Origin of the sequence: Methylopila capsulata, assembly GCF_016907975.1 — a bacterium.
GTDB classification, from domain to species: domain Bacteria; phylum Pseudomonadota; class Alphaproteobacteria; order Rhizobiales; family Methylopilaceae; genus Methylopila; species Methylopila capsulata.
This window is the reverse complement of record NZ_JAFBCY010000002.1, coordinates 235,155-257,668: the sequence shown is the minus strand read 5'-3', so window position 1 is coordinate 257,668 and position 22,514 is coordinate 235,155. Positions and strand designations below refer to the sequence as shown.

25 protein-coding genes and 1 tRNA gene are annotated in these 22,514 nt (G+C 70.5%); 17 read left to right on the top strand and 9 right to left on the bottom strand.

Features of this window, described 5'->3' with window-relative positions:
• Nucleotides 1–176: 176 nt before the first annotated feature.
• From JOD31_RS06930 to JOD31_RS06920, 3 genes are all read left to right on the top strand, one after another.
• Nucleotides 177–1,532 carry a D-alanyl-D-alanine carboxypeptidase family protein gene (locus JOD31_RS06930; RefSeq protein ID WP_204949575.1) on the top strand — a complete coding sequence of 452 codons (1,356 nt, stop codon included), beginning with the start codon at nucleotides 177–179 and terminating at the stop codon, nucleotides 1,530–1,532.
• A 200-nt stretch (nucleotides 1,533–1,732) separates the two neighbouring features.
• Nucleotides 1,733–2,767, top strand: a complete 1,035-nt coding sequence (locus JOD31_RS06925; protein WP_204949574.1) for a CobW family GTP-binding protein — start codon at nucleotides 1,733–1,735, stop codon at nucleotides 2,765–2,767.
• A gap of 129 nt (nucleotides 2,768–2,896) precedes the next feature.
• The gene (locus tag JOD31_RS06920; RefSeq protein WP_204949573.1) at nucleotides 2,897–4,714 is read left to right on the top strand and encodes a long-chain-acyl-CoA synthetase; all 1,818 of its coding nucleotides are present in this window, start codon (nucleotides 2,897–2,899) and stop codon (nucleotides 4,712–4,714) included.
• A 194-nt stretch (nucleotides 4,715–4,908) separates the two neighbouring features.
• Here the strand turns inward: JOD31_RS06920 and pdeM are convergent, their stop codons facing one another.
• The 6 genes from pdeM to ccmB all read right to left on the bottom strand — a co-directional run bounded on the left by pdeM (nucleotide 4,909) and on the right by ccmB (nucleotide 10,886).
• Nucleotides 4,909–5,625, bottom strand: a complete 717-nt coding sequence (gene pdeM, locus JOD31_RS06915; protein WP_204949572.1) for a ligase-associated DNA damage response endonuclease PdeM — start codon at nucleotides 5,623–5,625, stop codon at nucleotides 4,909–4,911.
• Nucleotides 5,626–5,865: 240 nt separating this feature from the next.
• A complete protein-coding gene (locus JOD31_RS06910; RefSeq protein ID WP_204949571.1) occupies nucleotides 5,866–8,394 on the bottom strand; it encodes a ligase-associated DNA damage response DEXH box helicase in 2,529 nt (842 codons plus the stop codon).
• A gap of 109 nt (nucleotides 8,395–8,503) precedes the next feature.
• A complete protein-coding gene (locus tag JOD31_RS06905; RefSeq protein WP_204949570.1) occupies nucleotides 8,504–9,127 on the bottom strand; it encodes a DsbE family thiol:disulfide interchange protein in 624 nt (207 codons plus the stop codon).
• Nucleotides 9,124–9,294 (bottom strand): heme exporter protein CcmD, encoded by a 171-nt coding sequence (gene ccmD / locus JOD31_RS06900; protein ID WP_204949569.1) that lies wholly within the window; start codon nucleotides 9,292–9,294, stop codon nucleotides 9,124–9,126. Before ccmD ends, JOD31_RS06905 begins: the two co-directional genes overlap by 4 nt.
• Nucleotides 9,291–10,061, bottom strand: coding sequence for a heme ABC transporter permease (locus JOD31_RS06895; RefSeq protein WP_204949568.1), 771 nt, complete (start codon nucleotides 10,059–10,061; stop codon nucleotides 9,291–9,293). The genes ccmD and JOD31_RS06895 overlap by 4 nt, the downstream gene beginning before the upstream one ends.
• A gap of 171 nt (nucleotides 10,062–10,232) precedes the next feature.
• Nucleotides 10,233–10,886 carry a heme exporter protein CcmB gene (gene ccmB, locus JOD31_RS06890; protein ID WP_204949567.1) on the bottom strand — a complete coding sequence of 218 codons (654 nt, stop codon included), beginning with the start codon at nucleotides 10,884–10,886 and terminating at the stop codon, nucleotides 10,233–10,235.
• 189 nt (nucleotides 10,887–11,075) lie between these two features.
• Here ccmB and JOD31_RS06885 point away from each other — a divergent pair, with 189 nt between their 5' ends.
• From JOD31_RS06885 to JOD31_RS06860, 6 genes are all read left to right on the top strand, one after another.
• The gene (locus JOD31_RS06885; RefSeq protein ID WP_204949566.1) at nucleotides 11,076–11,594 is read left to right on the top strand and encodes a PepSY domain-containing protein; all 519 of its coding nucleotides are present in this window, start codon (nucleotides 11,076–11,078) and stop codon (nucleotides 11,592–11,594) included.
• 366 nt (nucleotides 11,595–11,960) lie between these two features.
• On the top strand, nucleotides 11,961–12,311 hold the full coding sequence (locus JOD31_RS06880) for an AtpZ/AtpI family protein (protein ID WP_204949565.1): 351 nt from the start codon (nucleotides 11,961–11,963) through the stop codon (nucleotides 12,309–12,311).
• 118 nt (nucleotides 12,312–12,429) lie between these two features.
• A complete protein-coding gene (locus JOD31_RS06875; protein WP_204949564.1) occupies nucleotides 12,430–13,176 on the top strand; it encodes a F0F1 ATP synthase subunit A in 747 nt (248 codons plus the stop codon).
• Between the two features lie 55 nt (nucleotides 13,177–13,231).
• Entirely contained in the window at nucleotides 13,232–13,459 is a 228-nt protein-coding gene (locus JOD31_RS06870; protein ID WP_020187966.1) for a F0F1 ATP synthase subunit C, read from the top strand.
• Nucleotides 13,460–13,536: 77 nt separating this feature from the next.
• Nucleotides 13,537–14,142 (top strand): F0F1 ATP synthase subunit B, encoded by a 606-nt coding sequence (locus tag JOD31_RS06865; RefSeq protein ID WP_204949563.1) that lies wholly within the window; start codon nucleotides 13,537–13,539, stop codon nucleotides 14,140–14,142.
• 12 nt (nucleotides 14,143–14,154) lie between these two features.
• A complete protein-coding gene (locus tag JOD31_RS06860) occupies nucleotides 14,155–14,637 on the top strand; it encodes a F0F1 ATP synthase subunit B family protein (protein ID WP_204949562.1) in 483 nt (160 codons plus the stop codon).
• A gap of 107 nt (nucleotides 14,638–14,744) precedes the next feature.
• Here the strand turns inward: JOD31_RS06860 and JOD31_RS06855 are convergent, their stop codons facing one another.
• The gene (locus JOD31_RS06855; RefSeq protein WP_204949561.1) at nucleotides 14,745–15,311 is read right to left on the bottom strand and encodes a hypothetical protein; all 567 of its coding nucleotides are present in this window, start codon (nucleotides 15,309–15,311) and stop codon (nucleotides 14,745–14,747) included.
• A 194-nt stretch (nucleotides 15,312–15,505) separates the two neighbouring features.
• Here JOD31_RS06855 and JOD31_RS06850 point away from each other — a divergent pair.
• The 8 genes from JOD31_RS06850 to ptsN all read left to right on the top strand — a co-directional run bounded on the left by JOD31_RS06850 (nucleotide 15,506) and on the right by ptsN (nucleotide 21,551).
• Nucleotides 15,506–15,590: transfer RNA gene (locus JOD31_RS06850), tRNA-Leu, on the top strand.
• A 122-nt stretch (nucleotides 15,591–15,712) separates the two neighbouring features.
• A complete protein-coding gene (locus tag JOD31_RS06845) occupies nucleotides 15,713–16,327 on the top strand; it encodes a ribonuclease D (RefSeq protein WP_103119520.1) in 615 nt (204 codons plus the stop codon).
• A 12-nt stretch (nucleotides 16,328–16,339) separates the two neighbouring features.
• Nucleotides 16,340–17,035, top strand: a complete 696-nt coding sequence (gene lptC / locus JOD31_RS06840) for an LPS export ABC transporter periplasmic protein LptC (RefSeq protein ID WP_204949560.1) — start codon at nucleotides 16,340–16,342, stop codon at nucleotides 17,033–17,035.
• Between the two features lie 32 nt (nucleotides 17,036–17,067).
• Entirely contained in the window at nucleotides 17,068–17,661 is a 594-nt protein-coding gene (locus JOD31_RS06835) for an LptA/OstA family protein (protein ID WP_204949559.1), read from the top strand.
• 9 nt (nucleotides 17,662–17,670) lie between these two features.
• The gene (gene lptB / locus JOD31_RS06830) at nucleotides 17,671–18,492 is read left to right on the top strand and encodes an LPS export ABC transporter ATP-binding protein (protein ID WP_204949558.1); all 822 of its coding nucleotides are present in this window, start codon (nucleotides 17,671–17,673) and stop codon (nucleotides 18,490–18,492) included.
• A gap of 191 nt (nucleotides 18,493–18,683) precedes the next feature.
• Nucleotides 18,684–20,237, top strand: a complete 1,554-nt coding sequence (gene rpoN / locus JOD31_RS06825; protein ID WP_204949557.1) for an RNA polymerase factor sigma-54 — start codon at nucleotides 18,684–18,686, stop codon at nucleotides 20,235–20,237.
• Nucleotides 20,238–20,426: 189 nt separating this feature from the next.
• Nucleotides 20,427–21,008, top strand: coding sequence for a ribosome hibernation-promoting factor, HPF/YfiA family (gene hpf, locus JOD31_RS06820; RefSeq protein WP_024816629.1), 582 nt, complete (start codon nucleotides 20,427–20,429; stop codon nucleotides 21,006–21,008).
• 78 nt (nucleotides 21,009–21,086) lie between these two features.
• On the top strand, nucleotides 21,087–21,551 hold the full coding sequence (gene ptsN / locus JOD31_RS06815) for a PTS IIA-like nitrogen regulatory protein PtsN (RefSeq protein ID WP_020187977.1): 465 nt from the start codon (nucleotides 21,087–21,089) through the stop codon (nucleotides 21,549–21,551).
• 99 nt (nucleotides 21,552–21,650) lie between these two features.
• On the opposite strand, the gene JOD31_RS06810 is transcribed toward ptsN, so the two are convergent.
• Together JOD31_RS06810 and JOD31_RS06805 are read right to left on the bottom strand one after the other, a co-directional pair.
• The gene (locus JOD31_RS06810) at nucleotides 21,651–21,917 is read right to left on the bottom strand and encodes a BQ00720 family protein (RefSeq protein ID WP_020187978.1); all 267 of its coding nucleotides are present in this window, start codon (nucleotides 21,915–21,917) and stop codon (nucleotides 21,651–21,653) included.
• Between the two features lie 3 nt (nucleotides 21,918–21,920).
• Nucleotides 21,921–22,376: an Hsp20 family protein gene (locus JOD31_RS06805; protein WP_204950397.1), complete on the bottom strand. Its 456-nt coding sequence runs from the start codon at nucleotides 22,374–22,376 to the stop codon at nucleotides 21,921–21,923.
• Between the last annotated feature and the right edge of the window lie 138 nt (nucleotides 22,377–22,514).

The window sequence follows — 22,514 nt, the reverse complement described above, 5'->3', positions numbered from 1 at the left end:
CCGCTCCGCCCCTCGTGAACGCCCGTCATTGGACCTTTTCCGACTCTGAAGGTACAACGGTCCTGCCTCAGGCAGGCGTTCTTTAGGCAGCCGTCCCTGGCCCGGTCGCGCGTCGGCGATGCGCGAGGGCGAGAGCGTCGCCTCGACGACCACGCATCACGAGTACGATCGCGCCCATGCTCCAGTCCCCCGCCCGCCGCGCCGTCGCGTGGCTCGCCGCAACGCTCGCGCTGGTCGCGCCGGCCTCGGCGAACCCCCTCGTCGTCGCGGACGTCGCCACCGGCCAGGTGCTGGAGGCGCAGGAGGCGACCGTCCCCTGGTATCCGGCCTCGCTGACCAAGCTGATGACCACTTACGTGGTCCTGCAGGCGCTCCAGAACGGCAAGCTTCGCCGGGACGCCCCGCTGGTCTACACCGCGCGCGCCCAGGCCGAGCCGCCCTCCAAGATGGGCTTCCAGGTCGGCCAGACCGTCACCGTCGACGACGCGCTCAAGATGCTGATGGTGCAGTCGGCGAACGACATCGCCTTCCTGCTGGCCGAAGGCGCCTCCGGGAGCGTCGAGGGCTTCGTCGCCGAAATGAACGCGACGGCCAAGCGCATCGGCATGACGAACACCAACTTCGTCAATCCCAACGGGCTGCCCGTGAGGCCGGGCCCCGACCTGCAGCGCACCACGGCGCGCGACATGGCGGTGCTGGCGACCCGGCTCTACCGCGACTTCCCGCAGTGGGCCGGCCTGTTCTCGCTCGACGCCATCCAGATCGGCGACCGCATCCTGCGCAACCACAACGGCCTCGTCGGCCGCTATCCCGGCACCGACGGGATGAAGACCGGCTACGTCTGCTCGTCCGGCTTCAACGTGGTGGCGACCGCGACCCGCGGCAGCCGCCACCTCGTCACCGTGGTGCTCGGCGCGCCGACGCCGATCGAGCGGTCGGAGACCGCGATCGACGCCTTCGAGCGCGGCTTCGCGGCGACCACGGTGCGCGGCGCGCTGGCGAGCCTGCCCGACATGACGGCGGCCTTCCCCGTGGACCTGCGCGAGCAGATGTGCGGCAAGTCCACCGCCAAGGTCCGCGCCGCCCGCAAGCTCGACCCGAACGGCCATCCCTGGCGGCCGATCCTGATGTCCAAGACCCAGGTGAATCCGGTGATGGTCTATGCCACGCCGGCGCCCAACGCGCCGCAGGTGGCGGCGAAGCCGAGCGGTCTCGACGAGGACCCGCCGGCCTTCGCGCCGAAGGCCTCGACGACCCCGGCGCTGATCCCCGGCGCGGCCGTGAAGCCGGGCTCGGCCAAGGTGAAGCCGCTGAAGGCCGCCACGCCCCAGAAGGCGAAGCCCGCGGCGAAGGGGGCGAAGAAGACCGCGGCCTCGACCGACAAAAAGGGCCGCGTGAAGATCGAGCTGACCCCGAAGAAGGCGGGCCAGACGCTGTCGCCGGGTCCCAACGCCGCCTCCAACTCACCCGTCGCCGTGCCCGGCGGGATCTACCGCAACGCCGTGCCGGCCGAGGGCAAGTCGTCGTTCTGAGGGCTCGCGTCGCGAACGTTCAGGATAAGGCTCGTCACGCCCCGGTTTATCCGGCGCGTCCACGGAGCGGACCCTGCGTCCCATGAAGCCTGGATCCCCCGGACAAGCCGGGGGATGACGGGCGCTGGGTTTTGGCGCCGTAGGGACCTTCTCTGAGCCGGCAGATCTCCGATGTCCCCGTCTCCCCCGGCCCCCGTCCCATGACCGACCCCCGCCTCACCCCGATCCCGCTCACCGTGCTCACCGGCTTTCTGGGGGCCGGCAAGACAACGCTGCTGAACCGGCTGCTGCGCGACCCCGCGCTGTCGGACGCGGCGGTCGTGGTCAACGAGGCCGGCGAGATCGGCGTCGATCACCTGCTGGTGGAGCATGCCGCCGAAGGCGTCGTGGCGCTCGCGGGCGGGTGCCTGTGCTGCACGTTGCGCGGCGACCTGATCGAGACGCTGGAGGGCCTGCTGCGCGCCCGCGACAACGGCCGCATTCCCCTGTTCAGCCGCCTGATGCTGGAGACGACGGGCCTCGCCGATCCCGTCCCCGTGCTGCAGACGCTGTCGCTGCATCCCTATCTCGCGCTGCGCTTCCAGGTGGCGGGCGTCGTCGCCGTGGTCTCCGCCGTGGACGGCGCGGCGACGCTCAGCGAGCGCGCCGAAGCCGCCCGGCAGGCGGCGATGGCCGATCTCGTGGCTCTCTCGAAGATCGACCTGGCGAGCGGTCCGGAGGCCGCCGCGACGCGGGCGGCCGTCGCGGCGCTCGCGCCGCTGGCGCGCGTGGTCGACGCCGCGACCGTGACGGCGGGCGAGATCCTCGAGCGCCATGACGCGCCGAAGCCCGATCTTCCCGCGCTGCCGGCGATCCATGGCTCGGTGGTCTCGGTCGCGCTGGCGAGCGAGGCGCCGCTGACGCGCGCGTCCTACGATCTGTTCGTGGAGCTGCTGCGCTCGGCGCACGCGCCGAAGCTGCTGCGGCTGAAGGGGCTGGTGCGGCTGGTCGAGGAGCCGGACCGGCCGCTGGTGGTGCAGGGCGTGCGCCACGTCTTCGCCGCGCCGCGCTTCCTCGACGCCTGGCCGGACGACGACCGCCGCACCCGGCTGGTCGCGATCGGCGAGGGGCTGGAGCCAGACCTGCTCGCGAAGCTCTACGCCGCCTTCGCCGGCCGCATCGCCCCCGACCGGGCGGACCGTGCGGCCATGACCGACAATCCGCTCGCCCCGCGCGCCGGCGGGCTGCTCGGGTGACCGTTCACCGTCGCAAGCGTCGCCTCTTCGCAGGGGTGGACAGCGCGCCTGCGGGCGGGCTTCACTGCAGGATGACAACGAAGACGCTTCGCCGCCGCATCGCGGGCTGAACGAAGCGCAGGAGGGTGCATGGCGCCGTGGTCGCGGCTCGCGCGGGATTGGCTTTTCCTCAAGGGGGTTCTGCGGGCGCTGCGCGCCACCATGCCGATCGGCCGCGACCGCGGGCGGGTGTTCCCGCACGTCGTCGCGGAGCTCGCGGCGAAGCACGGCTCCCGCACGGCCCTGATCTCGGAGCACGAGACCTACAGCTTCGCGGAGCTCGACGCCCGCGCCAACGCCTACGCCCGCTGGGCGCAGGCGAACGGCGTGGCTAAGGGCGACGTGGTCGCTCTGTTGATGACCAACCGGCCGGACTATCTCGCCTGCTGGCTCGGGATCACGCGGGTCGGGGGCGTCGTCGCGCTGCTCAACACCAACCTGTCCGGCGGACCGCTCGCCCACTGCGTCTCGATCGTCGGGCCGAAGCACGTGATCGTCGGCGCGAACCTCGCCCCGGCCTACGCCTCCGCCGACGCCTTCGTGAGCGTGGAGCCGCGCCCGGCGGTCTGGCTCCATGGCGCGGCCGAGGGCGAGGCCGCCTTCGACGGGCCGCGCATCGACCAGGCGCTGGCGGGCTTTTCCGGCGAGCCGCTGCCGGCCGCCGATCTGCCGCGGCTGACGGTCGAGGACCGCGCGCTGTTCATCTACACCAGCGGCACCACGGGCATGCCCAAGGCCGCGAACATCAACCATTACCGGCTGATGGCGATCACCCATGGCTTCATGGGCGCGATGGGCGTGCGGCCGGACGACCGGATGTACGACTGCCTGCCGATGTACCACACCGTCGGCGGCGTCATCGCGGCCTGCGCGCCGCTGCTGGCGGGCGCATCGGTGGTGATCCGCGAGCGTTTCCAGGCGAGCCGGTTCTGGGACGACGTGGTCGCGACGGAGTGCACGCTGGCCGAGTACATCGGGGAGCTCTGCCGCTATCTCGTGCACACGCCGCCCTGCGAGGCCGAGACGCGGCACAAGCTGCGCCTCGTCTGCGGCAACGGCCTGCGCCCCGACGTCTGGCCGCAGTTCGCCGAGCGCTTCAAGATCCCCTTCATCCTGGAATGGTACGCGGCGACCGAAGGCAACGTCGCGCTGTTCAACCTCGACGGCACGCCGGGCGCCGTCGGGCGCATCCCCTGGTACATGAAGCGCAAGTTCCCGACCAAGGTCATCCGCTTCGACGTGGAGGCCTGCGAGGAGGTGCGCGACGCCTCGGGCCGCTGCCTGGAGTGCCCGCCGGGCGAAGTGGGCGAGGTGGTGGGGCGCATCCTCAACGACCCGTCGAAGCCCTCGATGCGCTTCGAGGGCTACGCCGACCCGGAGGCGACGAAGCGCAAGATCCTCACCGACGCCTTCGAGCCCGGCGACCGCTGGTTCCGCACCGGCGACCTGATGCGGCAGGACGCGGACGGCTATTTCTACTTCGTGGACCGGATCGGAGACACCTTCCGCTGGAAGGGCGAGAACGTCGCGACCTCGGAGGTCTCCGAGACGATCTCGATGTTCCCCGGCGTGACCGACGTCACGGTCTACGGCGTGGCGGCGCCGGGCTACGACGGCCGGGCCGGCATGGCGCTGCTGGTGACGGAGGGCGAGCTGGACCTCGCCGGCCTTCACGCCTTCCTGGCGTCCAGCCTGCCGCCCTATGCGAGGCCGGTGTTCCTGCGGATCGGCCGGACGATCGACGTCACCGGCACGTTCAAGCAGCGCAAGATGGATCTGGTGCGGGAGGGCTGCGACCCGGCGCTGGTGACGGACCCGCTTTACCTCGCGCACCCGACCGAGGGCCGCTTCACGCCGCTCGACGTGGAGCTGTTCGCCGCCGTGGCGGAGAAGAGGGTGCGGATCTAGGCCGTCAGCTCATCCGAGCAGCGGGGCCTCCTTCCCTTCTCCCCTTGCGGGAGAAGGTGGCGCGAAGCGCCGGATGAGGGGTCGTCCGGGACGCCCTCGTCGCCGTTCAGGATGTCCCGGACCACCCCTCATCCGGCTGTCGGCTGCGCCGCCATCCCCTTCTCCCGCAAGGGGAGAAGGGACGGGAGGGCGCGTCAGTCCGGCCGGAGGCCGCGCGATGCGAAGGCGTAGACGCCGGCGTCGCCCAGCATCCAGGCGGTGAAGGCGTCGCCTAAGAATAGGCCAGCGAAGGCCTTGTCGCGCACGTTCAGGCCGCCAGCATAGGCGCCGAAGGCCGGCAGCACCACGCGGGCGCCGTCGGTGGCGAAGCAGCGGCGGCGCAGGGAGCGGCCGCGCACCGCCACCTTCGCCACCGGGTGGAGATGGCCGGCAAGTTCGCCGGGCGCCGCGCCCGCCGTCGGCTCGTGGCGCAGCATGAGGGCGCCAAGCGCAAGGGCGTCGCGCGCTTCGCCGCCGAGGCCCGCCGGCGGCGCGGGGTCGTGGTTGCCGGCGATCCAGATCCAGTCGCGCCCGCGCTGAAGCTCGGCCGTCGCCGCGCGGTCCGCCGCGTGCATGCGCGCGGGGCCGCCGTCGTCGTGGAAGCTGTCGCCGAGCGCGATCACCGCCCGCGGCTGGTAGGCCGCGACGAGGCGCGCGAGCCGGCCGAGCGTGGTCGCGGTGTCGTAGGGCGGCAACATCTGCCCGCGGCGGGCGAAGGAGGAGCCCTTCTCCAGATGCAGGTCCGCCACGATCAGCGCGCCCGAGGCCGGTTCGAAGAGCGCCCCGAGCGGATCGGCGACCAGCGCAACGCCCGCGACGTCGAGCGTGGGCTCGATCGCGTCGTGCGTGAGGCGGGCGGAGCGAATCGTCATGGATGAGAACGTAGCAGGAACTTGGAGGGGCGGTCCATAAAGGCGGCGGTCCATGGCGGAGGTATCACGCGAAGCACCCCGTCGTCCTCCGGCTTGACCGCAGGACCCATCTCCGACGTGGAGTTCGACGTCCGGCATGGATGGTCCGGTCAAGCCGAACCATGACGCGGTGGGTATGGGCTGCGCGCGAACCCGAACGATCCCGGCTCGGCCTCCGGCCGTCCGGGATGACGCCGTTGCTCAGTCCTCCGCCATCGCCTCCGCCACGAGATCGTCCGCCGCCAGCTTCAGCAGCGCGTCCTGGGAGGCGCCGTAGACTGGCTCGCGGCCGACCTCCAGCAGCACGGGCACGGCCAGCGGCGAAACCCGCGACAGCGGCTTGTGGACCATGTGGCCCTTCACCCGCGCCAGCATCTCGACGATGCGCTCGAGGTCGATCAGGCCGCGGGAGGCGTCGGCCCGGGCGGCGCGGAGCAGGACGTGGTCGGGCTCGTGCCGGCGCAGCACGTCGTAGATCAGGTCGGTCGACATGGTGACCTGCCGCCCGGTCTTTCGCTTCGCGCCGATCACGTTGCGCTCGATCAGGCCGGCGATGATGGCGCAGTTGCGGAAGGTGCGCTTCATCAGCGCGCTTTCCTCCAGCCAGGCCTCCAGGTCGTCGCCCAGCATGTCCTGGTCGAACAGCGCGTCGAGCGAGAGCAGGTCGCCCGCGATCATCGCGCCCATGTCCCGCAAGGCCCAGACCGCGAGGCAGTAGTCGCTCGCCACGAAGCCGAGCGGGGCGGCGTGCGCCCGCTCCAGCCGGCGGGTCAGCAGCATGCCGAGCGTCTGGTTCGCGAGCCGGCCCTCGAAGGTGTAGGCCACGAGGAAGTTCTTGCCCGCCCGCGGAAAGGTCTCGACCAAAAGCTGCTCCGGCTCCGGGATCAGCGAGCGGCGCTGCTGCAGGCCGAGCCATTCGCGGGTCTGCTCGGGCAGCGTCGGCCAGCTCGCGCGGTCGTCGATGATGCCGCGCACGCGGGCCGCGACGTCGGTCGTCAGCGGCATGCGGCCGCCCACGTAGGTCGGCACCTTCGGCGCGTCGGAGGTCGAGCGCGAGGCGTAGACGTCGGTGTCGACCAGCGCGTCGAACTTCAGGATCTCGCCGGCGAACATGAAGGTGTCGCCGGGGGTGAGGGTCTCGACGAAGTACTCCTCGATCTCGCCCAGCACCCGCCCGCCGAAGCCGCCGGGCCCCACCGCCCCGGCCTTGCTGCGGCGCGCCTTGGCGAGGCGCACTTTCAGGGTCGTGGCCTCGATGATGGTGCCGACGTTCATGCGCCAGCTCTGCGCCACCTGCGGGTTCGAGACCCGCCACAGCCCGTCCTTGGTCTTCCGGATCTTGGCGAAGCGCTCGTAGGAGCGCAGCGCGTAGCCGCCGGTGGCGACGAAGGCGACGACGTCGTCGAAGGTCGCGCGGTCGACGTTCGCGTAAGGGGCGGCCGAGGTCACCTCCGAGAACAGCGCGCCGGCGTCGAACGGGCCTCCGCAGGCGACGCCGAGCACGTGCTGCGCCAGCACGTCCAGCGAGCCGGGCTTCGCGGCTTCCGCGTCCTGCTCGCCGGCGAGCGCCGCGGCTCTGGCGGCCTCGCACTCGATCACCTCGAAGCGGTTCGCCGGCACCATGATGGCCTTGGAGGGCTCGTCCAGCCGGTGGTTGGCGCGGCCCGTCCGCTGCAGCAGCCGCGAGGCGCCTTTCGGCGATCCCATGTGGACTACGAGGTCGACGTCCCCCCAGTCGATGCCGAGATCGAGCGTGGAGGTCGCGACCACCGCCTTCAGCCGGCCCTCGCCCATGGCGGCCTCCACCTTGCGGCGCTGGCCGACGTCCAGCGAGCCGTGGTGGAGCGCGATCGGCAGCGTGTCCTCGTTGATCCGCCACAGCTCCTGGAACGTCAGCTCGGCCTGCGCCCGGGTGTTGGCGAACAGCAGCGTGGTCTTGTGGCGCTTGATCTCCTCATAGATCGCGCCCAGCGCATGGCGGCCGCCGTGGCCGGACCAGGGCAGGCGCTCGTCGGTCTGGTGGATCGAGATGTCCGGCGCCGCGCCGCCGGCGATCTGCACCAGCTCCGCCATCGGGCGGCCCCGGCGCGGGTCGACCAGCCAGCGGCGCAGCGCGTCGGGGTCGCTTACGGTGGCGGAGAGCCCGACCGTGACGACGTCCGGCGCCAGCGCCCGGATGCGGGCGAGCGCCAGCGCCAGCTGATCGCCGCGCTTGGTTGGGCCGAGCGCGTGCAGCTCGTCCACCACCACCCGCTTCACCGTCTCGAACAGCCGGCCTGCGCTGGGGTCGCCGATCAGCAGCGCGATCTGTTCGGGCGTGGTGAGCAGGATGTCCGGCGGCTGCTCCTTCTGCCGCTTGCGGCGGGAGGCGGGCGTGTCGCCGGTGCGGCCCTCCACGCGGACGGGGAGACCCATCTCCGCGATCGGCCGCTCCAGGTTGCGCGCCACGTCGACCGCGAGCGCCTTCAGCGGCGAGACGTAGAGCGTGTGGATGCCGGCGTTGCCGGAGTTCGACGCCCCGCGCTCGGCGAGCTCCACCAGTGTCGGCAGGAAGCCCGCCAGCGTCTTGCCGGCGCCGGTCGGGGCGATCAGCAACGCGTCGCGGCCGCCTTGCGCGTGCGCCATGAGTTCGAGCTGGTGGACGCGCGGGCTCCAGCCGCGCCCGGCGAACCAGCGCACGAAGCGGTCGGGCAGCACGGCTGCGGAGGGGACGCGGGCGCGGGTGGACACGGGGAGAGAGATAAGAGTTTCGCCGCGCGCGGGGAGGGGCGCTGGCCGAAGTCTGCGGCGTGGAGCGGCGAAGCCCGGTCCCGGGGCGCCCGATCCCGCTCCGGCCCGGTCAGCTCGACGGCTTGTCCGTCGCGGGCTTCGCCGCCTTGGCCTTCTCGATCTGCGGCTTCAGCGTCGCCTCCGCGGACTCCATCGTCAGCGGCCCCACGAACTTGAAGGCGACGCGGCCGTCGCCCGTCACCACGAAGGTCTCGGGTACGCCGTAGACGCCCCACTCGACGCCCGCCCGGCCGCTGGCGTCGACGCCGACGCGCTCGTAGGGGTTGCCGAGGCCGCCGAGGAAGCGCCGGGCGTTCTCGGCCGTGTCCTTGTAGTTCAGCCCGAGAATGCGGACGCCCTGCTCCCGCAGACGCATCAGCACCGGATGCTCCTGCCGGCAGGGGGCGCACCAGGAGGCGAACACGTTCACCAGCGTGACCTGCCCGGTCGCAAGGTCCGCGCTCGAAAAGCCCGCGACCGGCGCGCCGTTCGCCAGCAGCCCCTCGAGCGCGGGAAGCGCCGTCTGCGGGGCCGCCCGCCCGACCAGCGCCGAGGGCAGGGCCGCGGGGTCCCGCCCGCTCGTCAGCGAGCCGTAGAAGAACCAGACGCCGACCGCGACCAGCGCGACGGGCAGCGCGAACAGCGCCCGCCGCAGTGGCGAGGGCCGGTCGCCGGGCGTGGTCGGCGCGGTCATGGGCGCGGTCCGTCGGCGGCGCGCCGTCGCCCCGACCGGGCCTCAAGCTCCGCAAGCGCCCGGCGCTGGGCGCGCTGGTCGAGCGCGGTCCAGAGAATGAGGCCCGCGATCACCACGAAGGCGATGGCGTAGGAGGCGGCGATGTAGCCAAAGTGCGGGTCGGTCATTCCGCCGGCTCCGGCGCGAGGGCGGCGGGCGCCGAGGCCGCAGCGGTGAGGCGCAGGGTGCGCGCCCGACGGCGCAGCAGCTCGGTGCGCATGCCGACGAGGTGCAGCGTCGTGAACAGCAGCGTGAAGGCGACGGCTGCGATCAGCAGCGGCCAAAGGATGGACGGGTCCATGGTCGGCTTGCCGGCGCGGATCACGGAGGCCGGCTGGTGCAGCGTGTTCCACCAGTCGACCGAGAACTTGATGATCGGGATGTTGACCGATCCCACCAGCGTCAGGATCGCGCAGGCCTTCGCCGCCCGCGACGGCTCCTCGATGGCGGAGCGCAGCGCCATCAGCCCGAGGTACATGATGAAGAGGATCAGGAACGAGGTCAGCCGCGCGTCCCAGACCCACCAGGCTCCCCACATCGGCTTGCCCCACAGCGAGCCGGTGGCCAGCGCGAGGAAGGTGAAGGCGGCGCCGAGTGGGGCTGCGGCCTTGGCCGAGACGTCGGCGAGGGGGTGGCGCCAGATCAGCACGCCCAGGCTCGCGATCGCCATCAGCGTGTAGGCGAACATGGCGAGCCAGGCGGAGGGCACGTGGATGAACATGATCCGCACCGTCTCGCCCTGCTGGTAGTCGGGCGGCGCGACGACCAGCGCGAGGTACAGCGCGACCGCGAAGACGAACGCAGTCGCGCCGATCAGCCACGGCGTGAGCCGCTCGGCGAAGGCCGCGAAGCGCGAGGGGTTCGCGAGCGAGGTGACGGGGGAGAGCAGGGACATGGGTTCGGTCGGGCCGGTCCGTTCGTGGTCGTCGGCGGCGAAGCCGGCGAACCGGGATCGTCAGTCTTCGCGGGATCTACGGTCGTCGAATGCGTCCATCCTGAGGTCGCCGTTACCTAAGGCGCCTTTGCGCCGCAGGAAACGCGCCATCCGTCGCAAGGCGTTCACATCTCAATCCCGCAGCAGGCGGAGCGCGGCCGCGGCCGCGACCGGGCCGAGCACCGCATAGCCGAGCGCGAGGCCCGCCAGCACGCCGAGCGGCCCGAAGCCGTCGCGGGCCGGGTCGCTCGCGGCGACGCCGAAGATCAGCACCGGGATCGCAAGCGGCAGGATCAGCACCGGGACCAGAAGCCCGCCGCGGCGCAGGCCGACGGTGAGCGCCGCGCCGACCGCGCCGAGGCAGGCGAGCGCCGGCGTCCCGAGGAGCAGCGAGGCCGCGACCTTGAGCGAGGTCTGCGGGCCGACGTCGAGCATCACCGCGAACAGCGGCGCGGCGACGACGAGCGGCACGCCCGTGGTGAGCCAATGGGCGAGGATCTTGGCCGCGACGACCAGCTCGAGGGGCGCAGGCGCGAGGTGCATAAGGTCGAGCCCGCCGTCCTCGTGGTCCGCCTGCAGAAGCCGGTCGAGCCCGAGCAGGGTGGCGAGCAGGGCGCCGAGCCAGAGAATGGCGGGGCCGATGCGGCCGAGCAGCGGCAGGTCCGGCCCCACCGCGAACGGCGTGACGGTCACCACCAGAAGAAAGAAGACGACGCCGAGCCCGGCCCCGCCGCCGCGGGCGAGCGCGAGATCGCGATTGAGAACGGCCGAGAGGGGAGAGGGCAAGGCGGGGTCCTGAAAGCGCGTGCATGGGGCGGCCGCGGCCCCCGGCCAAGGGGGCGGGATCACGCTTTATTTCCTGCGCGCGACGAAACATAGCAAGCGCCTCCGCGTTGAGCCTGCCCAAGGTCGGCTGTCGCCGACCTCGTTCAACGTGCGGTCGGCTCAACCCGACCGGCTTCCGGAGGTTACGTCATGTCCACCGTGTCCCGCATCGCTCTCGGCGCTTTCGCGCTCGGCGCCGTCGCTCTCGCTCCCGTCTCCGGCGCCCGCGCCGACGAGACCGAGATGGCGAAGAACGCGAAGGTGTCGCTGGTCCAGGCGATCGACGCGGCCGAGGCCAAGGGCGGCGGCAAGGCCACCGAGGTCGAGTTCGAGGACGACAACGGCGGCCGCTGGGAAGTGAAGGTGCTGAGCGCGACGGGCGACAAGCTCACCGAGTATTATGTCGACCCGAACTCCGGCCAGGTGACCGGCGAGGCCAACCAGCCCATCGAGGTCTATTTCACGATGCTGAAGCCCGCGGACTTCAACAAGGCCTCGACCCAGCTCAAGGCGGCGGTGGCCGCGGCCGAGCAGCTCGCCGGCGGCAAGGCGGTCAGCGCCGAAGTCGAGCGCGAAAGCGGCGCGGTCGCCTACGAGATCGACGTCGCGGCGGCCGACGGCAAGAAGGACGTGAAGGTCGACGCGAACGGCAAGGCGGTTCTCGACTGATCCATCGCCCATCGCGCGACGCTACGGGCCGGCGCCTCCAGGAGGCGCCGGCCTTTCTCGTTCAAGCCCGGCCGCTCCTGGACGCAGATTCGCGGCCTTGACGACGTTGGCGGCCGCTTTGGCGGAGCCGGGCGCGCCTTTGTCGGCCGGCCGGCCGGCGACTTCCGCCGAATATCCCGCAAGAGATACCGCCCGGCGCCCGCGACGTTTCCGCCGCACCCCCGAGCGGCGGTGTTTTTCACATTATTTTCAAGGCGTTGTAACTTTGCGGCGGAACCTTGACAGCCTATGCCCCAAAAATTAGGGTGCGCGCGACTTGAAGGGGGCGACGAACGGCTCCGGGGGTCGGGAGGGGATGCGAGCGTTATGACGCAAGGCTCCGACCAGCGTCCGGATCGGAACGACGCTCCCGGCGACGGCGATCTGGCCGGGCGTCTCGAGCGGCTCGATCGCGAGATCGAAAAGCGGGGCTCCTCCAAATCCACCGGCGCTGACGGCCGCTCCGGCGGCGACGTCTCCTCGGGCCTCGCTCAGGCGTTCCGGCTCAGTTCGGAGTTCGTCGCGGGCGTGGTGGCGGGCGGCATCGTCGGCTTTCTGGTCGACAAGCTGTTCGGATCGAGCCCCTGGGGCCTGATCGTCTTTCTGCTGCTCGGCTTCGCCGCCGGGGTGTTGAACGTGATGCGCTCGGCGGGCCTCGTCAAAGGCCCGGGCCACTAGGCCTCCCGAAAAGCGCGCCGCGCAGTTTCGTCGGACGCCTTCGGGACCCCGGAGACGTCCGATTTTTCGAGGACGAGGGACGCCAAGAGCGGCGCGCCCGTAACAGGCTGAAGGAACGATGGCCGGCGCACTTGATCCGATCCACCAGTTCCAGATCGTTCCGCTCATCGGCGAGGGCACGTTCGCCTTCACCAATTCCGCCGCCTACATGGCGCTGACGGTCGTCCTCATCACCGGCTTCCTGATGATCGGCACCTCGGCCCGCACCCTTGTGCCGGGCCGGCTGCAGTCTCTGGCGGAGATGTCCTACGAGTTCGTGGCCGGCACGGTCCGACAAACGTCCGGCGACGGCGGGATGAAGTTCTTCCCGCTGGTGTTCTCGCTCTTCATGTTCGTGCTGTTCGCGAACCTGATCGGCCTGATCCCCTACACCTTCACCGTCACCAGCCACATCATCGTCACCTTCGCGCTCTCGATGGTCGTGATGCTGACGGTCGTGATCTACGGCTTCGCCAAGCACGGGACGCACTTCCTGCACCTGTTCGTGCCGTCGGGCGTGCCGGGCTACATCCTTCCGCTCGTGGCGGCGATCGAGGTCATCTCGTTCCTCTCGCGCCCCATCAGCCTCAGCGTCCGTCTGTTCGCGAACATGCTCGCCGGACATATCACGCTGAAGGTTTTCGCCGGCTTCGTGACGATGCTCTCCGCGAGCCTCGGCGGCGTCGGCCTCGCGCTCGGCGTGCTGCCGCTCATCCTGGCGATCGGCATCACCGCGCTCGAGTTCCTCGTCGCTTTCCTGCAGGCCTACGTCTTCACGCTGCTGGCCTGCATGTACCTCAACGACGCGCTGCACCCCGGCCACTGATCAGGCCTGCGGCGTCATCGCCCCGAAACCCACTGTCCCAATCGGAGTTCTCGTCATGGAAGCTGAAGCCGCGAAGTTCATCGGCGCCGGTCTCGCCACCCTCGGCATGGGCGGCGCCGCCGTCGGCGTCGCGAACATCTTCTCGAGCTACCTCGCCGGCGCGCTGCGCAACCCCTCGGCCGCCGACGGCCAGTTCGCCCGCCTCATCTTCGGCTTCGCGGTGACGGAAGCGCTCGGCATCTTCTCGCTGCTCGTCGCGCTGCTGCTGCTGTTCGCCGTCTGATTTCGGACGGACCTTCGCGTGAGGCGGCCCTCCCGGCCGCCCGCGCGGCCTGACGCGCGATCGATGGAGAGCTTTCGATGACCGAGACCGCTGGTCCGGCCGGCACAATCATCTTGGCGCAGGCGGAGCACGCGACGCCCGCCGAGACGCACGCCGGCACGGAAGCGCACGGCGGCGGCCATGGCGGCGGCGGCGCGTTTCCGCCGTTCGATTCGTCCACCTTCGCCGGCCAGATCCTCTGGCTCGCGATCTTCTTCGGCCTGCTCTACCTGCTGATGAGCAAGGTCGCGATCCCGCGCGTCGCCAACATCGTCGAAGGCCGCGCCGAACGCATCGCGGGCGATCTCGCCGAGGCGCGCCGTCTGCGGGCCGAAAGCAAGGCGGCCGGCGAGGCCTACGAAAAGGCGCTCGCCGACGCGCGCTCCAAGGCGCAGACGATCGCGTCCGAGACCCGCGAGCGGGTCTCCAAGGAGGCCGACGACAACCGCAAGCGCACCGAGGCCGAGCTGAACGCCAAGCTCGAGGCCGCGGCAGCGCAGATCGGCGCGACCAAGGCGCAGGCTCTGTCCAACGTCCGCGTGATCGCCGTCGACGCGGCCTCGGCCATCGTCGAGCGGCTGGCGGGCGCTTCGGCGCCGGCGGCCGAGATCGAGCGGGCGGTCGACGCCTCGCTCGCACGCTGAGGAGACGGGACCATGGGAAGCGCTGAATTCTGGGTTCTCGTCGCCTTCGTCATCTTCATCGGCGTGCTCGTCTATCTCGGCGTGCCGGGGAAGGTGACCGCCGCGCTCGACCGCCGCGCGGCCAAGATCAAGGCCGAACTCGACGAAGCCCGCGCCCTGCGCGAGGAGGCGAGCCGCCTGCTGGCCGAATACGCCCGCAAGCGCGACCAGGCCGACCGTGAAGCGGAGGAGATCGTCGCCTCCGCCCGCGCCGACGCCGAACGTCTCGCGGCCGACGCGAAGGCCAAGGTCGAGGAGTTCGTCGCCCGCCGCACCAAGCAGGCCGAGCAGAAGATCGCCATGGCCGAGGCCCAGGCCGTCACCGAGGTGCGCTCCGCCGCCGCCGACGCGGCCGTCTCCGCCGCCGCCGACGTGCTGACCTCCCAGGCCCGCGGGCCGCTGGGCGACACGCTGTTCGACAACGGCCTCTCGGAACTCCGCGCCAAGCTCAACTGAGCGAACGCGACGTTAGGTTTCAAAAGAGCCGCCTCCGGGCGGCTCTTTTCGTTTGGGCGCCTTCTTGTGATCGTCGTGTCTGCGGCCGATCCGGAGGCGAGGCCGCCTCACCGCCCCGCCGTCACCACCTTCGCGGCGCGCTGCAGTTCGGCCTGGCTCATCTCGAAGCCGACCACCACGGACCAGCCGGCGTAGTCCTTCGCCGGCGGCAGCGACAGGTCCTCGACCACATAGGCGAACGGGCCGGACGTCGCGCCGCGCGGCAGCTGAACCTTCACCTTGGCGCGACGGGTCGCCACCGCCTGTCCGCGGTCGTCGAGCACCGCGATGGTGAGCGGCGCGTTGAACCAGCTCGGTCCGGCGGTCGTCGCCCGGACGCCGTCGCCGGTCACGGCGACCTTCACCAGCGTCTCGGCGCCCAGGTCGGCGCAGTCGCGGGCGAGGCCCCCGAGCGTCGCCTGATTCGCGCCCCCCTTGCCGCGCGGGAAGCTCTCCGCGCCCTTGAGCGCCACGACGCGGGGGCAGGCGGCGTCGTCGACGGCCCGAGCGGCGACGCCCTGGCCGACCAGAGCCGCGGCGGCCTGGGACGCGCTCGGCGGCTGCTGGGCGGATGCGGAGGAGACAAGCGCGAGCGTCGCGACGAGCGCCGCTGCGGATGGTGCGTGGAGAGACATCGGGCAAATCCCTGCGATGACGTTCGGCCGGCCCCGCGTTCATCCTTCGTCAACGATTAGGGCTGAATTGCGCGCGCCCCGTCCAATAGGTCGGATGTCCTCCGCCCGTCCCGGCGGGCGCGCGGCGGATGCCTGGGATAAGCTTCACAGCGCCATTGACAGGCCCCCTGTCGACCCCCTAAGACCCACCGCGAGCCCAGGTGGCGGAATTGGTAGACGCGCACGGTTCAGGTCCGTGTGGGTAACACCGTGGAGGTTCGAGTCCTCTTCTGGGCACCACATCCACGTTCGAGCGTCGCGAAGTCATTCTCGCGGCGCTCGAACGTGTTCGTCTTGACGCGCGCCTGCCCGGCGGCTTCGCTTCGTCGCACGCCCGGCGCGCATGATCGGTAGAGCCGCGCATGACGATCCGACTTCATCGGGGCGATCTTCCCAACGATTACGTCCCCGGTTCTGCGGTCGCGATCGACACCGAAACCCTCGGCCTCAATCCCCACCGCGACCGGCTCTGCCTGGTCCAGCTCTCGACCGGCGACGGCTCGGCCGATCTCGTGCAGATCGCGCCAGGCCAGACGCGCGCCCCGAACATCGAGGCGCTGCTGCGCGACCGCGCGGTGACCAAGCTGTTCCATTTCGCCCGGTTCGACGTCGCGGCCCTCTACAAGGCCTTCGGCGTCATGACCGAGCCGGTCTACTGCACCAAGATCGCGTCCAAGCTGGTCCGCACCTACACCGACCGCCACGGCCTGAAGGATCTCGTCCGCGAGATGCTCGGCGTCGAGATCTCCAAGCAGCAGCAGTCGTCGGACTGGGGCGCGGACGAGCTGTCGGACGCGCAGCTCGCCTACGCCGCGAGCGACGTGCTGCATCTGCACGCCCTGCGCGCCAAGCTGGACGGCGTGCTGGCGCGCGAGAACCGCACGGCCTTCGCCGACGCCTGCTTCGCCTTCGTTCCCGTGCGCGCGGCGCTTGATCTCGCGGGCTGGGCCGAGAACGACATCTTCTCGCACGCCTGACGGAACGACCGCGTGCTGAGGTCCTCTCCCATCATCGCCCTGGCTGCGGCGGGCGGCGTCCCGGCCGAGGCGTTCCGGCGCGCCGAGCGGCACAGCCGGCTGGTGCGGCGGCTGAGGATCGCCACGCCGACGCTGGCGGCGGCGCTCGTCGTCGCGGTGGGCGCCGCGGCGGTGCTGGAGCCCCTGTCCGACGAAGTGCACGTGGACGTGGCCGGCATCGACGTCGGCGGCTCCACGGTCGCCATGGACGCGCCGCGGCTGCGCGGCTTCAACGGGCAGGACCGCGCCTACGACGTCACCGCCCGCACCGCGCGGCAGACCATCGCAAGCCCCAACAGGATCGAGCTCGACGGCCTCGGAGCGCGGATCGAAATGACGGACCAGGGGTGGGCGACGCTCACCTCCAGCGTCGGCGTCTACGACGCGACGACGCAGGTGCTCGACCTCACGAAGAGCGTGCGCGCCATCTCCGACAAGGGCGACGACGCGACCTTCGACAGCGCACGGGCGGAACTGAAGACGGGCCGGATCGTGTCCGACCAGCCCGTCACCATCAAGATGGGCGGTTCGCTGCTCACTGCGGATCGGATGGAGATCCTGCACAGCGGCGACAGCATGCGGTTCTCCGGCCGTGTTAAGCTGACGCTGCGTCGGGGGGCCCCCGCCGCGGACGCCGCTCTCCCCACCAATCCCCCGCCAACGCCGTGAAAGCTCAAAACACTACGCCCAAGGAGGCGCCGATGCGTTTCGTTCTCGCGATCTTCGCAAGTCTCGCGCTGCCGGCGGTCGCCTCGGCGCAGTCCGTCACAAGCGCGTTCGAAGGGTTCTCCGGCCGCTCCGACGAGCCGGTCAACGTCGAGGCGGACAATCTCGAGGTGCGCGAGAAGGACCAGGCCGCGGTGTTCTCCGGCAACGTCCAGGTGGTGCAGGGCGACTCGACGCTCAAGTCGAAGCAGCTGACGATCTACTATTACGGCCCGAACGATCAGCCGCAGAAGCCGAAGGACGGGCAGCGTCCGACCCAGGGCGCGACCTCGGGCCCGAGCGGCACGCCGAGCGCGCCGCAGGGCCGCGACATCCGCCGCCTCGAGGCCGACGGCAACGTGGTCGTCACCTCCAAGGAGCAGAAGGCCACGGGCCAGCACGGCGTGTTCGACATGCCGAGCAACACCGTGGTGCTGACGGGCGGCGTCGTGGTCTCCCAGGGCGACAACGTCATTCGCGGCGACCGGCTGCACGTCGACCTGACGACCCAGCGGTCGCGCGTCGAAAGCGCCGCGGGCGGCGGGCGCGTGCAGGGCGTGTTCAAGCCCGCGCAGCGCCAGCAGCCCTAGGAGCGCCGCGTGAGCCTGATGTCGCGTTTCGCCGCCGGACGGCGGCAGCCCGAGGCCGCCTATTCGCCGTCGGCGGACGGCCATGATTTCGAGACCGCCGACGTCGCCGAAGGCGCGCTGGTCGCGCGGGGGCTCGCCAAGAGCTACGGCTCCCGCGCCGTCGTGCACGACGTCGGCCTGTCGGTGCGGCGCGGCGAGGCCGTGGGCCTGCTCGGGCCGAACGGCGCCGGCAAGACCACGGTGTTCTACATGATCACCGGACTCGTTCCGGCCGACCGCGGCCGGATCGAGCTCGACGGCAACGACGTGACGCGCCTGCCGATGTACCGCCGCGCGCGGCTAGGGGTCGGCTATCTCCCGCAGGAGGCTTCGATCTTTCGCGGCCTGTCGGTGGAGGACAACATCCGCGCCGTGCTCGAGGTCGTGGAGCCGGACCGCAAGCGGCGCGAGCACGACCTCGACGCCCTGCTGGAGGAGTTCGGCGTCGCGCGGCTGCGCAAGTCGCCGTCGATCGCGCTGTCCGGCGGCGAGCGGCGCCGCGTCGAGATCGCCCGCGCGCTCGCGAGCCGGCCGAGCTTCATGCTGCTGGACGAGCCGTTCGCGGGCATCGATCCGATCGCGGTCGGCGACATCCAGGCGCTGGTGCGGCACCTCACGAACCGGGGCATCGGCGTGCTGATCACGGACCACAACGTCCGCGAGACGCTCGGGCTGATCGACCGCGCCTACATCATTCACGCGGGGCGCGTGCTGATGGAGGGGACGCCCGACGAGATCGTGTCCCATCCGGACGTGCGGCGGCTTTACCTCGGCGAAGAGTTTCGGCTTTAAGAACGGCGAAGCGGTTCGTTATGCAAGAATCGGCCCACACGCCTTGCGGCGGGGGTCGAAGTCGCAGACGATCCGTTTGGCGGGCGCTTCGCGGCCGCCCAGTTCCCGTGTCGACGACGCGGTCCGGCCGCCGCTAACGAGTGCGCGACAGCCGGGGCCGCGTCGCCTCAGCCGTCCGAGCGCCCGCACTCATGGCCCTGACCCCAAAGCTGCTTCTGCGCCAATCCCAGTCGCTGGTGATGACGCCGCAGCTTATGCAGGCCATCAAGCTGCTGCAGCTGTCGAGCCTCGACCTCGCGACCTACGTGGAGAACGAGCTCGAGCAGAATCCGCTTCTGGAGCGGCAGGAGGAGCGGGTCGAAGACGTGCCCGACGAGGCGCAGGCGCAGGAGCGCCGCCTCGAGGAGGCCTTCGAGGGCGCGAAGAGCTCCGACGACTGGGCCGAGGACGGCGGCGCCGGCTCGCGGTCCGAAATCGAACAGCGGCTCGACACCGACTTCGGCAACGTCTTTCCCGACGACGCGCCCCAGGAGGCGGCCCGGACGCCGGCGGAGACCCCGCCCGACGTCGGCGACTGGTCGTCGATCGGTCCGGGCTCCGCCGGTTCGGGGGAGGGCGCCGACCTCGAAGCCTACGTGGCCGACCGTCCGACGCTGGCCGATCACCTGGAGCGCCAGCTTGTGCTTGCCGTGTCGTCGACCGTCGAGCGCGCCATCGGCCTGCACCTCATCGATCTGGTCGACGAAGCCGGCTACATCCGCGAGCCGATCGAATCGATCGCCGAGCGTCTCGGCGCCTCGCTGGAGGCGGTCGAGGACGTCCTGCGCGTCATCCAGACCTTCGAGCCGAGCGGCGTCGGCGCGCGCACCCTCGCGGAATGCCTCGCGATCCAGCTGCGGGAGCGCGACCGCTACGATCCCGCCATGCAGGCCCTGGTCGAGAACCTGGAGCTGGTCGCCCGCCGCGATTTCGCCGCGCTGCGCCGGCTGTGCGGCGTCGACGAGGAGGACCTCGCCGACATGCTGGCGGAGCTGAAGCGGCTCGAACCCAAGCCCGGGCGCGGGTTCGGCGGCGAGGTGGTGCTGTCGGTCAGCCCTGACGTGCTGGTGCGGCTCGGCCAGGACGGCGCCTGGCTCGTGGAGCTGGTCGCCGACAGCCTGCCACGGGTGCTCGTGAATCAGGCCTATTACGCCAAGGTGGTGCGGGTTGCGAAGGACGAGGGCGAGAAGACCTTCCTGACCGAATGCCTGCAGACGGCGAACTGGCTGACGCGCAGCCTCGAGCAGCGGGCGCGGACCATTCTCAAGGTCGCGACCGAGATCGTGCGCCAGCAGGACGGCTTTCTCGTCCACGGCGTCGCGCACCTCAGGCCGCTCAACCTGCGCACGATCGCGGACGCCATCGGCATGCACGAATCGACCGTGTCGCGGGTGACCGCCAACAAGTACATGGCGACGCCGCGCGGCGTGTTCGAACTCAAATATTTCTTCACCGCCTCGATCGCGAGCGCCGACGGCGGCGACGCGCATTCGGCGGAAGCCGTGCGGCATCGCATCCGCACCATGATCGACGCCGAGAGCCCGGACGACGTTCTGTCCGACGACACGATCGTGAAGCGGCTGCACGACGGGGGCGTCGAAATCGCCCGCCGCACCGTCGCCAAGTACCGCGAGAGCCTGCGCATTCCCTCCTCGGTGCAGCGGCGGCGCGAGAAGACGTCGGCGCGCAACGTGCCGGCTCAATAGAGTTCCGACAAGTTTTTCAAGGGATTAGCGGAAAAATGATCGTGCCGAAGGGCCGATTGACTTCGATATGGGCGGCTCTTAGGTCTTAAAAGGAGGGGCGACGACGGTGCGTTCGGCGACGCGGTTTTGGCGGCGTCGAGGCATGGTTCCAGCGCCCGACCTCCTGTCGTCAGCCGTGGAGCGAAATCCATGTCGTTGCGCGTTTCCGGAAAGAACCTCGATCTCGGAGAGACCCTTCGAGAGCAGGTTCAGGATCGTATTTCTGGCGCGATGTCGAAGTATTTTGACGGGGGATTCTCAGGCCACGTCACCGTCGCCAAGGACGGCTCCGGGTTCCGCACCGAGTGCTCGCTGCACCTCGACAGCGGGATCGTCCTGCAGTCGGCCGGCGCGGCTGCGGACGCCTACGCCAGCTTCGACCAGGCCGCGGCCCGCATCGAGCGCCGCCTGAAGCGGTACAAGGCGCGTCTCAAGGACCATCACGCCGAGGCTGATTCGAACGACAACGCGCCCTACGTCGTGTTCGAGAGCCCGACCGACGAGACCGACCTCGAGGACGACGGCTGGAGCCCGGTCATCGTCGCGGAGACCACCACCAAGCTGCGCCGCATGACCGTGGGTTTTGCGGTGATGGAGCTCGACCTCACCGGCGCGCCTGTGGTCGTTTTCCGGCATGCGGTTCACGGCCGCATCAATATGGTGTATCGCCGTGCTGACGGTAACGTCGGCTGGATTGACCCGCCCCCGGTTGGCGGCGCGGACGGCCACTGAATTCGAGCCGCGGTCGTGGCGCGTGGGACAGGCTCCCATGCGTCGCTGCGGGCCGCGCAGCCGAGGTTTCGACGTCAGATGCCCCTAGCCGACCTCGTCGCGCAGAACGCGATATTACCGGCGCTCAAAGTCAATTCGAAAAAGCAGGCCATCCAGGAGCTTGCGGCGCGCGCCGCGGAGCTCACGGGCCTGCCCGAGCGCGACGTGTTCGAGACGCTGCTGCAGCGGGAACGGCTCGGCTCCACGGGCGTGGGGGCGGGCATCGCGATCCCGCACGGCAAGCTGCCGAAATTCGACCGGCTGTTCGGGCTGTTCGCGCGGCTGGACCGCCCGATCGACTTCGACGCGCTGGACGGCGAGCCCGTCGACCTCGCTTTCCTGTTGCTCGCGCCGGAAACGGCGGGAGCGGACCATCTGAAGGCGCTCGCGCGGGTCGCCCGCGTCCTACGCGACCCCGCGACCGCTCAGAAGCTGCGCGCCTCCCGCGACGCGACGGCGCTGCACGCCGTGCTGACCCAGCCCCTGGCCTCGAACGCGGCTTAAGCCTGCTTGGTTTGCAGGCGGTCGGCCACGCGCCGAGCGCAAGCGCCAGACGCCCCGTGACTCCGCAGGGCGTCCGGCTTTAGGTCTTCGCGGCTGACCTCAGTGCAGGCTGACGGTGACGAGTTCGTGCTCGCGCGCGCTCTCGAAGAGGGCTTCGCGGCTGTCCGCGACCACGATCGGCTGCCCGTTGGCGCCGAGCAGCGCGAACAGCTTCAGACCCGGCTCAAGCTCGGGAGCCTCCGGAAACAGGGCGTTCAGCTCCTCGGAGAGGATCGGCTTCACGTAGGCGATGTGGCCGTCGCCGACGGCCGCGAATTCGGCGGAGCTCAGAGGCCCCTGACGGACCGAAGCGTTTTCCCGGATCATGACTCACTCCTTCTCCGCTAAGCGGCTGCTTTCGTCGCGCGACGCGATGGCGATACGTTGAACTTCGCGTTTCGGCTCTGGACGAACGAGATCGACGACCAAAAGTCCCGTCGCAAGATCGGCGCCGAGAACCTCCATGCCTTCGGCGAGCAGAAAGGCCCGCACGAACTGGCGGGCCGCGATGCCCCTGTGGAGGTAGACGCGGTCCTCGCGCTCGGCCGGCGGCCGGCCGCGGATCACCAGTTCGTTCTTCTCGATCGTGACCTCCAGCTGTTCGGGCTGGAAGCCTGCGACGGCGAGCGTGATGCGGAGCCGTTCCGGCCCGTCGAGCGACGGGCCCACACGTTCGATGTTGTACGGCGGGTAGCCGTCGGCGCTCTTCGCGACGCGATCCAGCGCGCGCTCAAGGCCGTCGAACCCGAGCAGAAACGGGCTCTGAAAACTCGTCATACGCGACATGTTCAAAGTCCTTCGCATAAGCGACTTTGACGGAGCCTCGTAAACAAAGCGCTCCGAAGGCCGGGGTGTCCGGCCGATCGTTAAGGTGGGCGCGGGACGCGCGGCTTTCAAGCGCTCCGGGTTCCCTCGCCCGAAGGG

Excerpts from the sequence above, each read along its gene's own strand:
- JOD31_RS06930 (WP_204949575.1), top strand. The coding sequence starts at position 177 with ATGCTCCAGTCCCCCGCCCGCCGCGCCGTCGCGTGGCTCGCCGCAACG.
- JOD31_RS06925 (WP_204949574.1), top strand. The coding sequence starts at position 1,733 with ATGACCGACCCCCGCCTCACCCCGATCCCGCTCACCGTGCTCACCGGC.
- JOD31_RS06920 (WP_204949573.1), top strand. The coding sequence starts at position 2,897 with ATGGCGCCGTGGTCGCGGCTCGCGCGGGATTGGCTTTTCCTCAAGGGG.
- pdeM (WP_204949572.1), bottom strand. The coding sequence starts at position 5,625 with ATGACGATTCGCTCCGCCCGCCTCACGCACGACGCGATCGAGCCCACG.
- JOD31_RS06905 (WP_204949570.1), bottom strand. The coding sequence starts at position 9,127 with ATGACCGCGCCGACCACGCCCGGCGACCGGCCCTCGCCACTGCGGCGG.
- ccmD (WP_204949569.1), bottom strand. The coding sequence starts at position 9,294 with ATGACCGACCCGCACTTTGGCTACATCGCCGCCTCCTACGCCATCGCC.
- JOD31_RS06895 (WP_204949568.1), bottom strand. The coding sequence starts at position 10,061 with ATGTCCCTGCTCTCCCCCGTCACCTCGCTCGCGAACCCCTCGCGCTTC.
- JOD31_RS06885 (WP_204949566.1), top strand. The coding sequence starts at position 11,076 with ATGTCCACCGTGTCCCGCATCGCTCTCGGCGCTTTCGCGCTCGGCGCC.
- JOD31_RS06880 (WP_204949565.1), top strand. The coding sequence starts at position 11,961 with ATGACGCAAGGCTCCGACCAGCGTCCGGATCGGAACGACGCTCCCGGC.
- JOD31_RS06875 (WP_204949564.1), top strand. The coding sequence starts at position 12,430 with ATGGCCGGCGCACTTGATCCGATCCACCAGTTCCAGATCGTTCCGCTC.
- JOD31_RS06870 (WP_020187966.1), top strand. The coding sequence starts at position 13,232 with ATGGAAGCTGAAGCCGCGAAGTTCATCGGCGCCGGTCTCGCCACCCTC.
- JOD31_RS06865 (WP_204949563.1), top strand. The coding sequence starts at position 13,537 with ATGACCGAGACCGCTGGTCCGGCCGGCACAATCATCTTGGCGCAGGCG.
- JOD31_RS06860 (WP_204949562.1), top strand. The coding sequence starts at position 14,155 with ATGGGAAGCGCTGAATTCTGGGTTCTCGTCGCCTTCGTCATCTTCATC.
- JOD31_RS06855 (WP_204949561.1), bottom strand. The coding sequence starts at position 15,311 with ATGTCTCTCCACGCACCATCCGCAGCGGCGCTCGTCGCGACGCTCGCG.
- JOD31_RS06845 (WP_103119520.1), top strand. The coding sequence starts at position 15,713 with ATGACGATCCGACTTCATCGGGGCGATCTTCCCAACGATTACGTCCCC.
- JOD31_RS06835 (WP_204949559.1), top strand. The coding sequence starts at position 17,068 with ATGCGTTTCGTTCTCGCGATCTTCGCAAGTCTCGCGCTGCCGGCGGTC.
- rpoN (WP_204949557.1), top strand. The coding sequence starts at position 18,684 with ATGGCCCTGACCCCAAAGCTGCTTCTGCGCCAATCCCAGTCGCTGGTG.
- hpf (WP_024816629.1), top strand. The coding sequence starts at position 20,427 with ATGTCGTTGCGCGTTTCCGGAAAGAACCTCGATCTCGGAGAGACCCTT.
- ptsN (WP_020187977.1), top strand. The coding sequence starts at position 21,087 with ATGCCCCTAGCCGACCTCGTCGCGCAGAACGCGATATTACCGGCGCTC.
- JOD31_RS06810 (WP_020187978.1), bottom strand. The coding sequence starts at position 21,917 with ATGATCCGGGAAAACGCTTCGGTCCGTCAGGGGCCTCTGAGCTCCGCC.
- JOD31_RS06805 (WP_204950397.1), bottom strand. The coding sequence starts at position 22,376 with ATGTCGCGTATGACGAGTTTTCAGAGCCCGTTTCTGCTCGGGTTCGAC.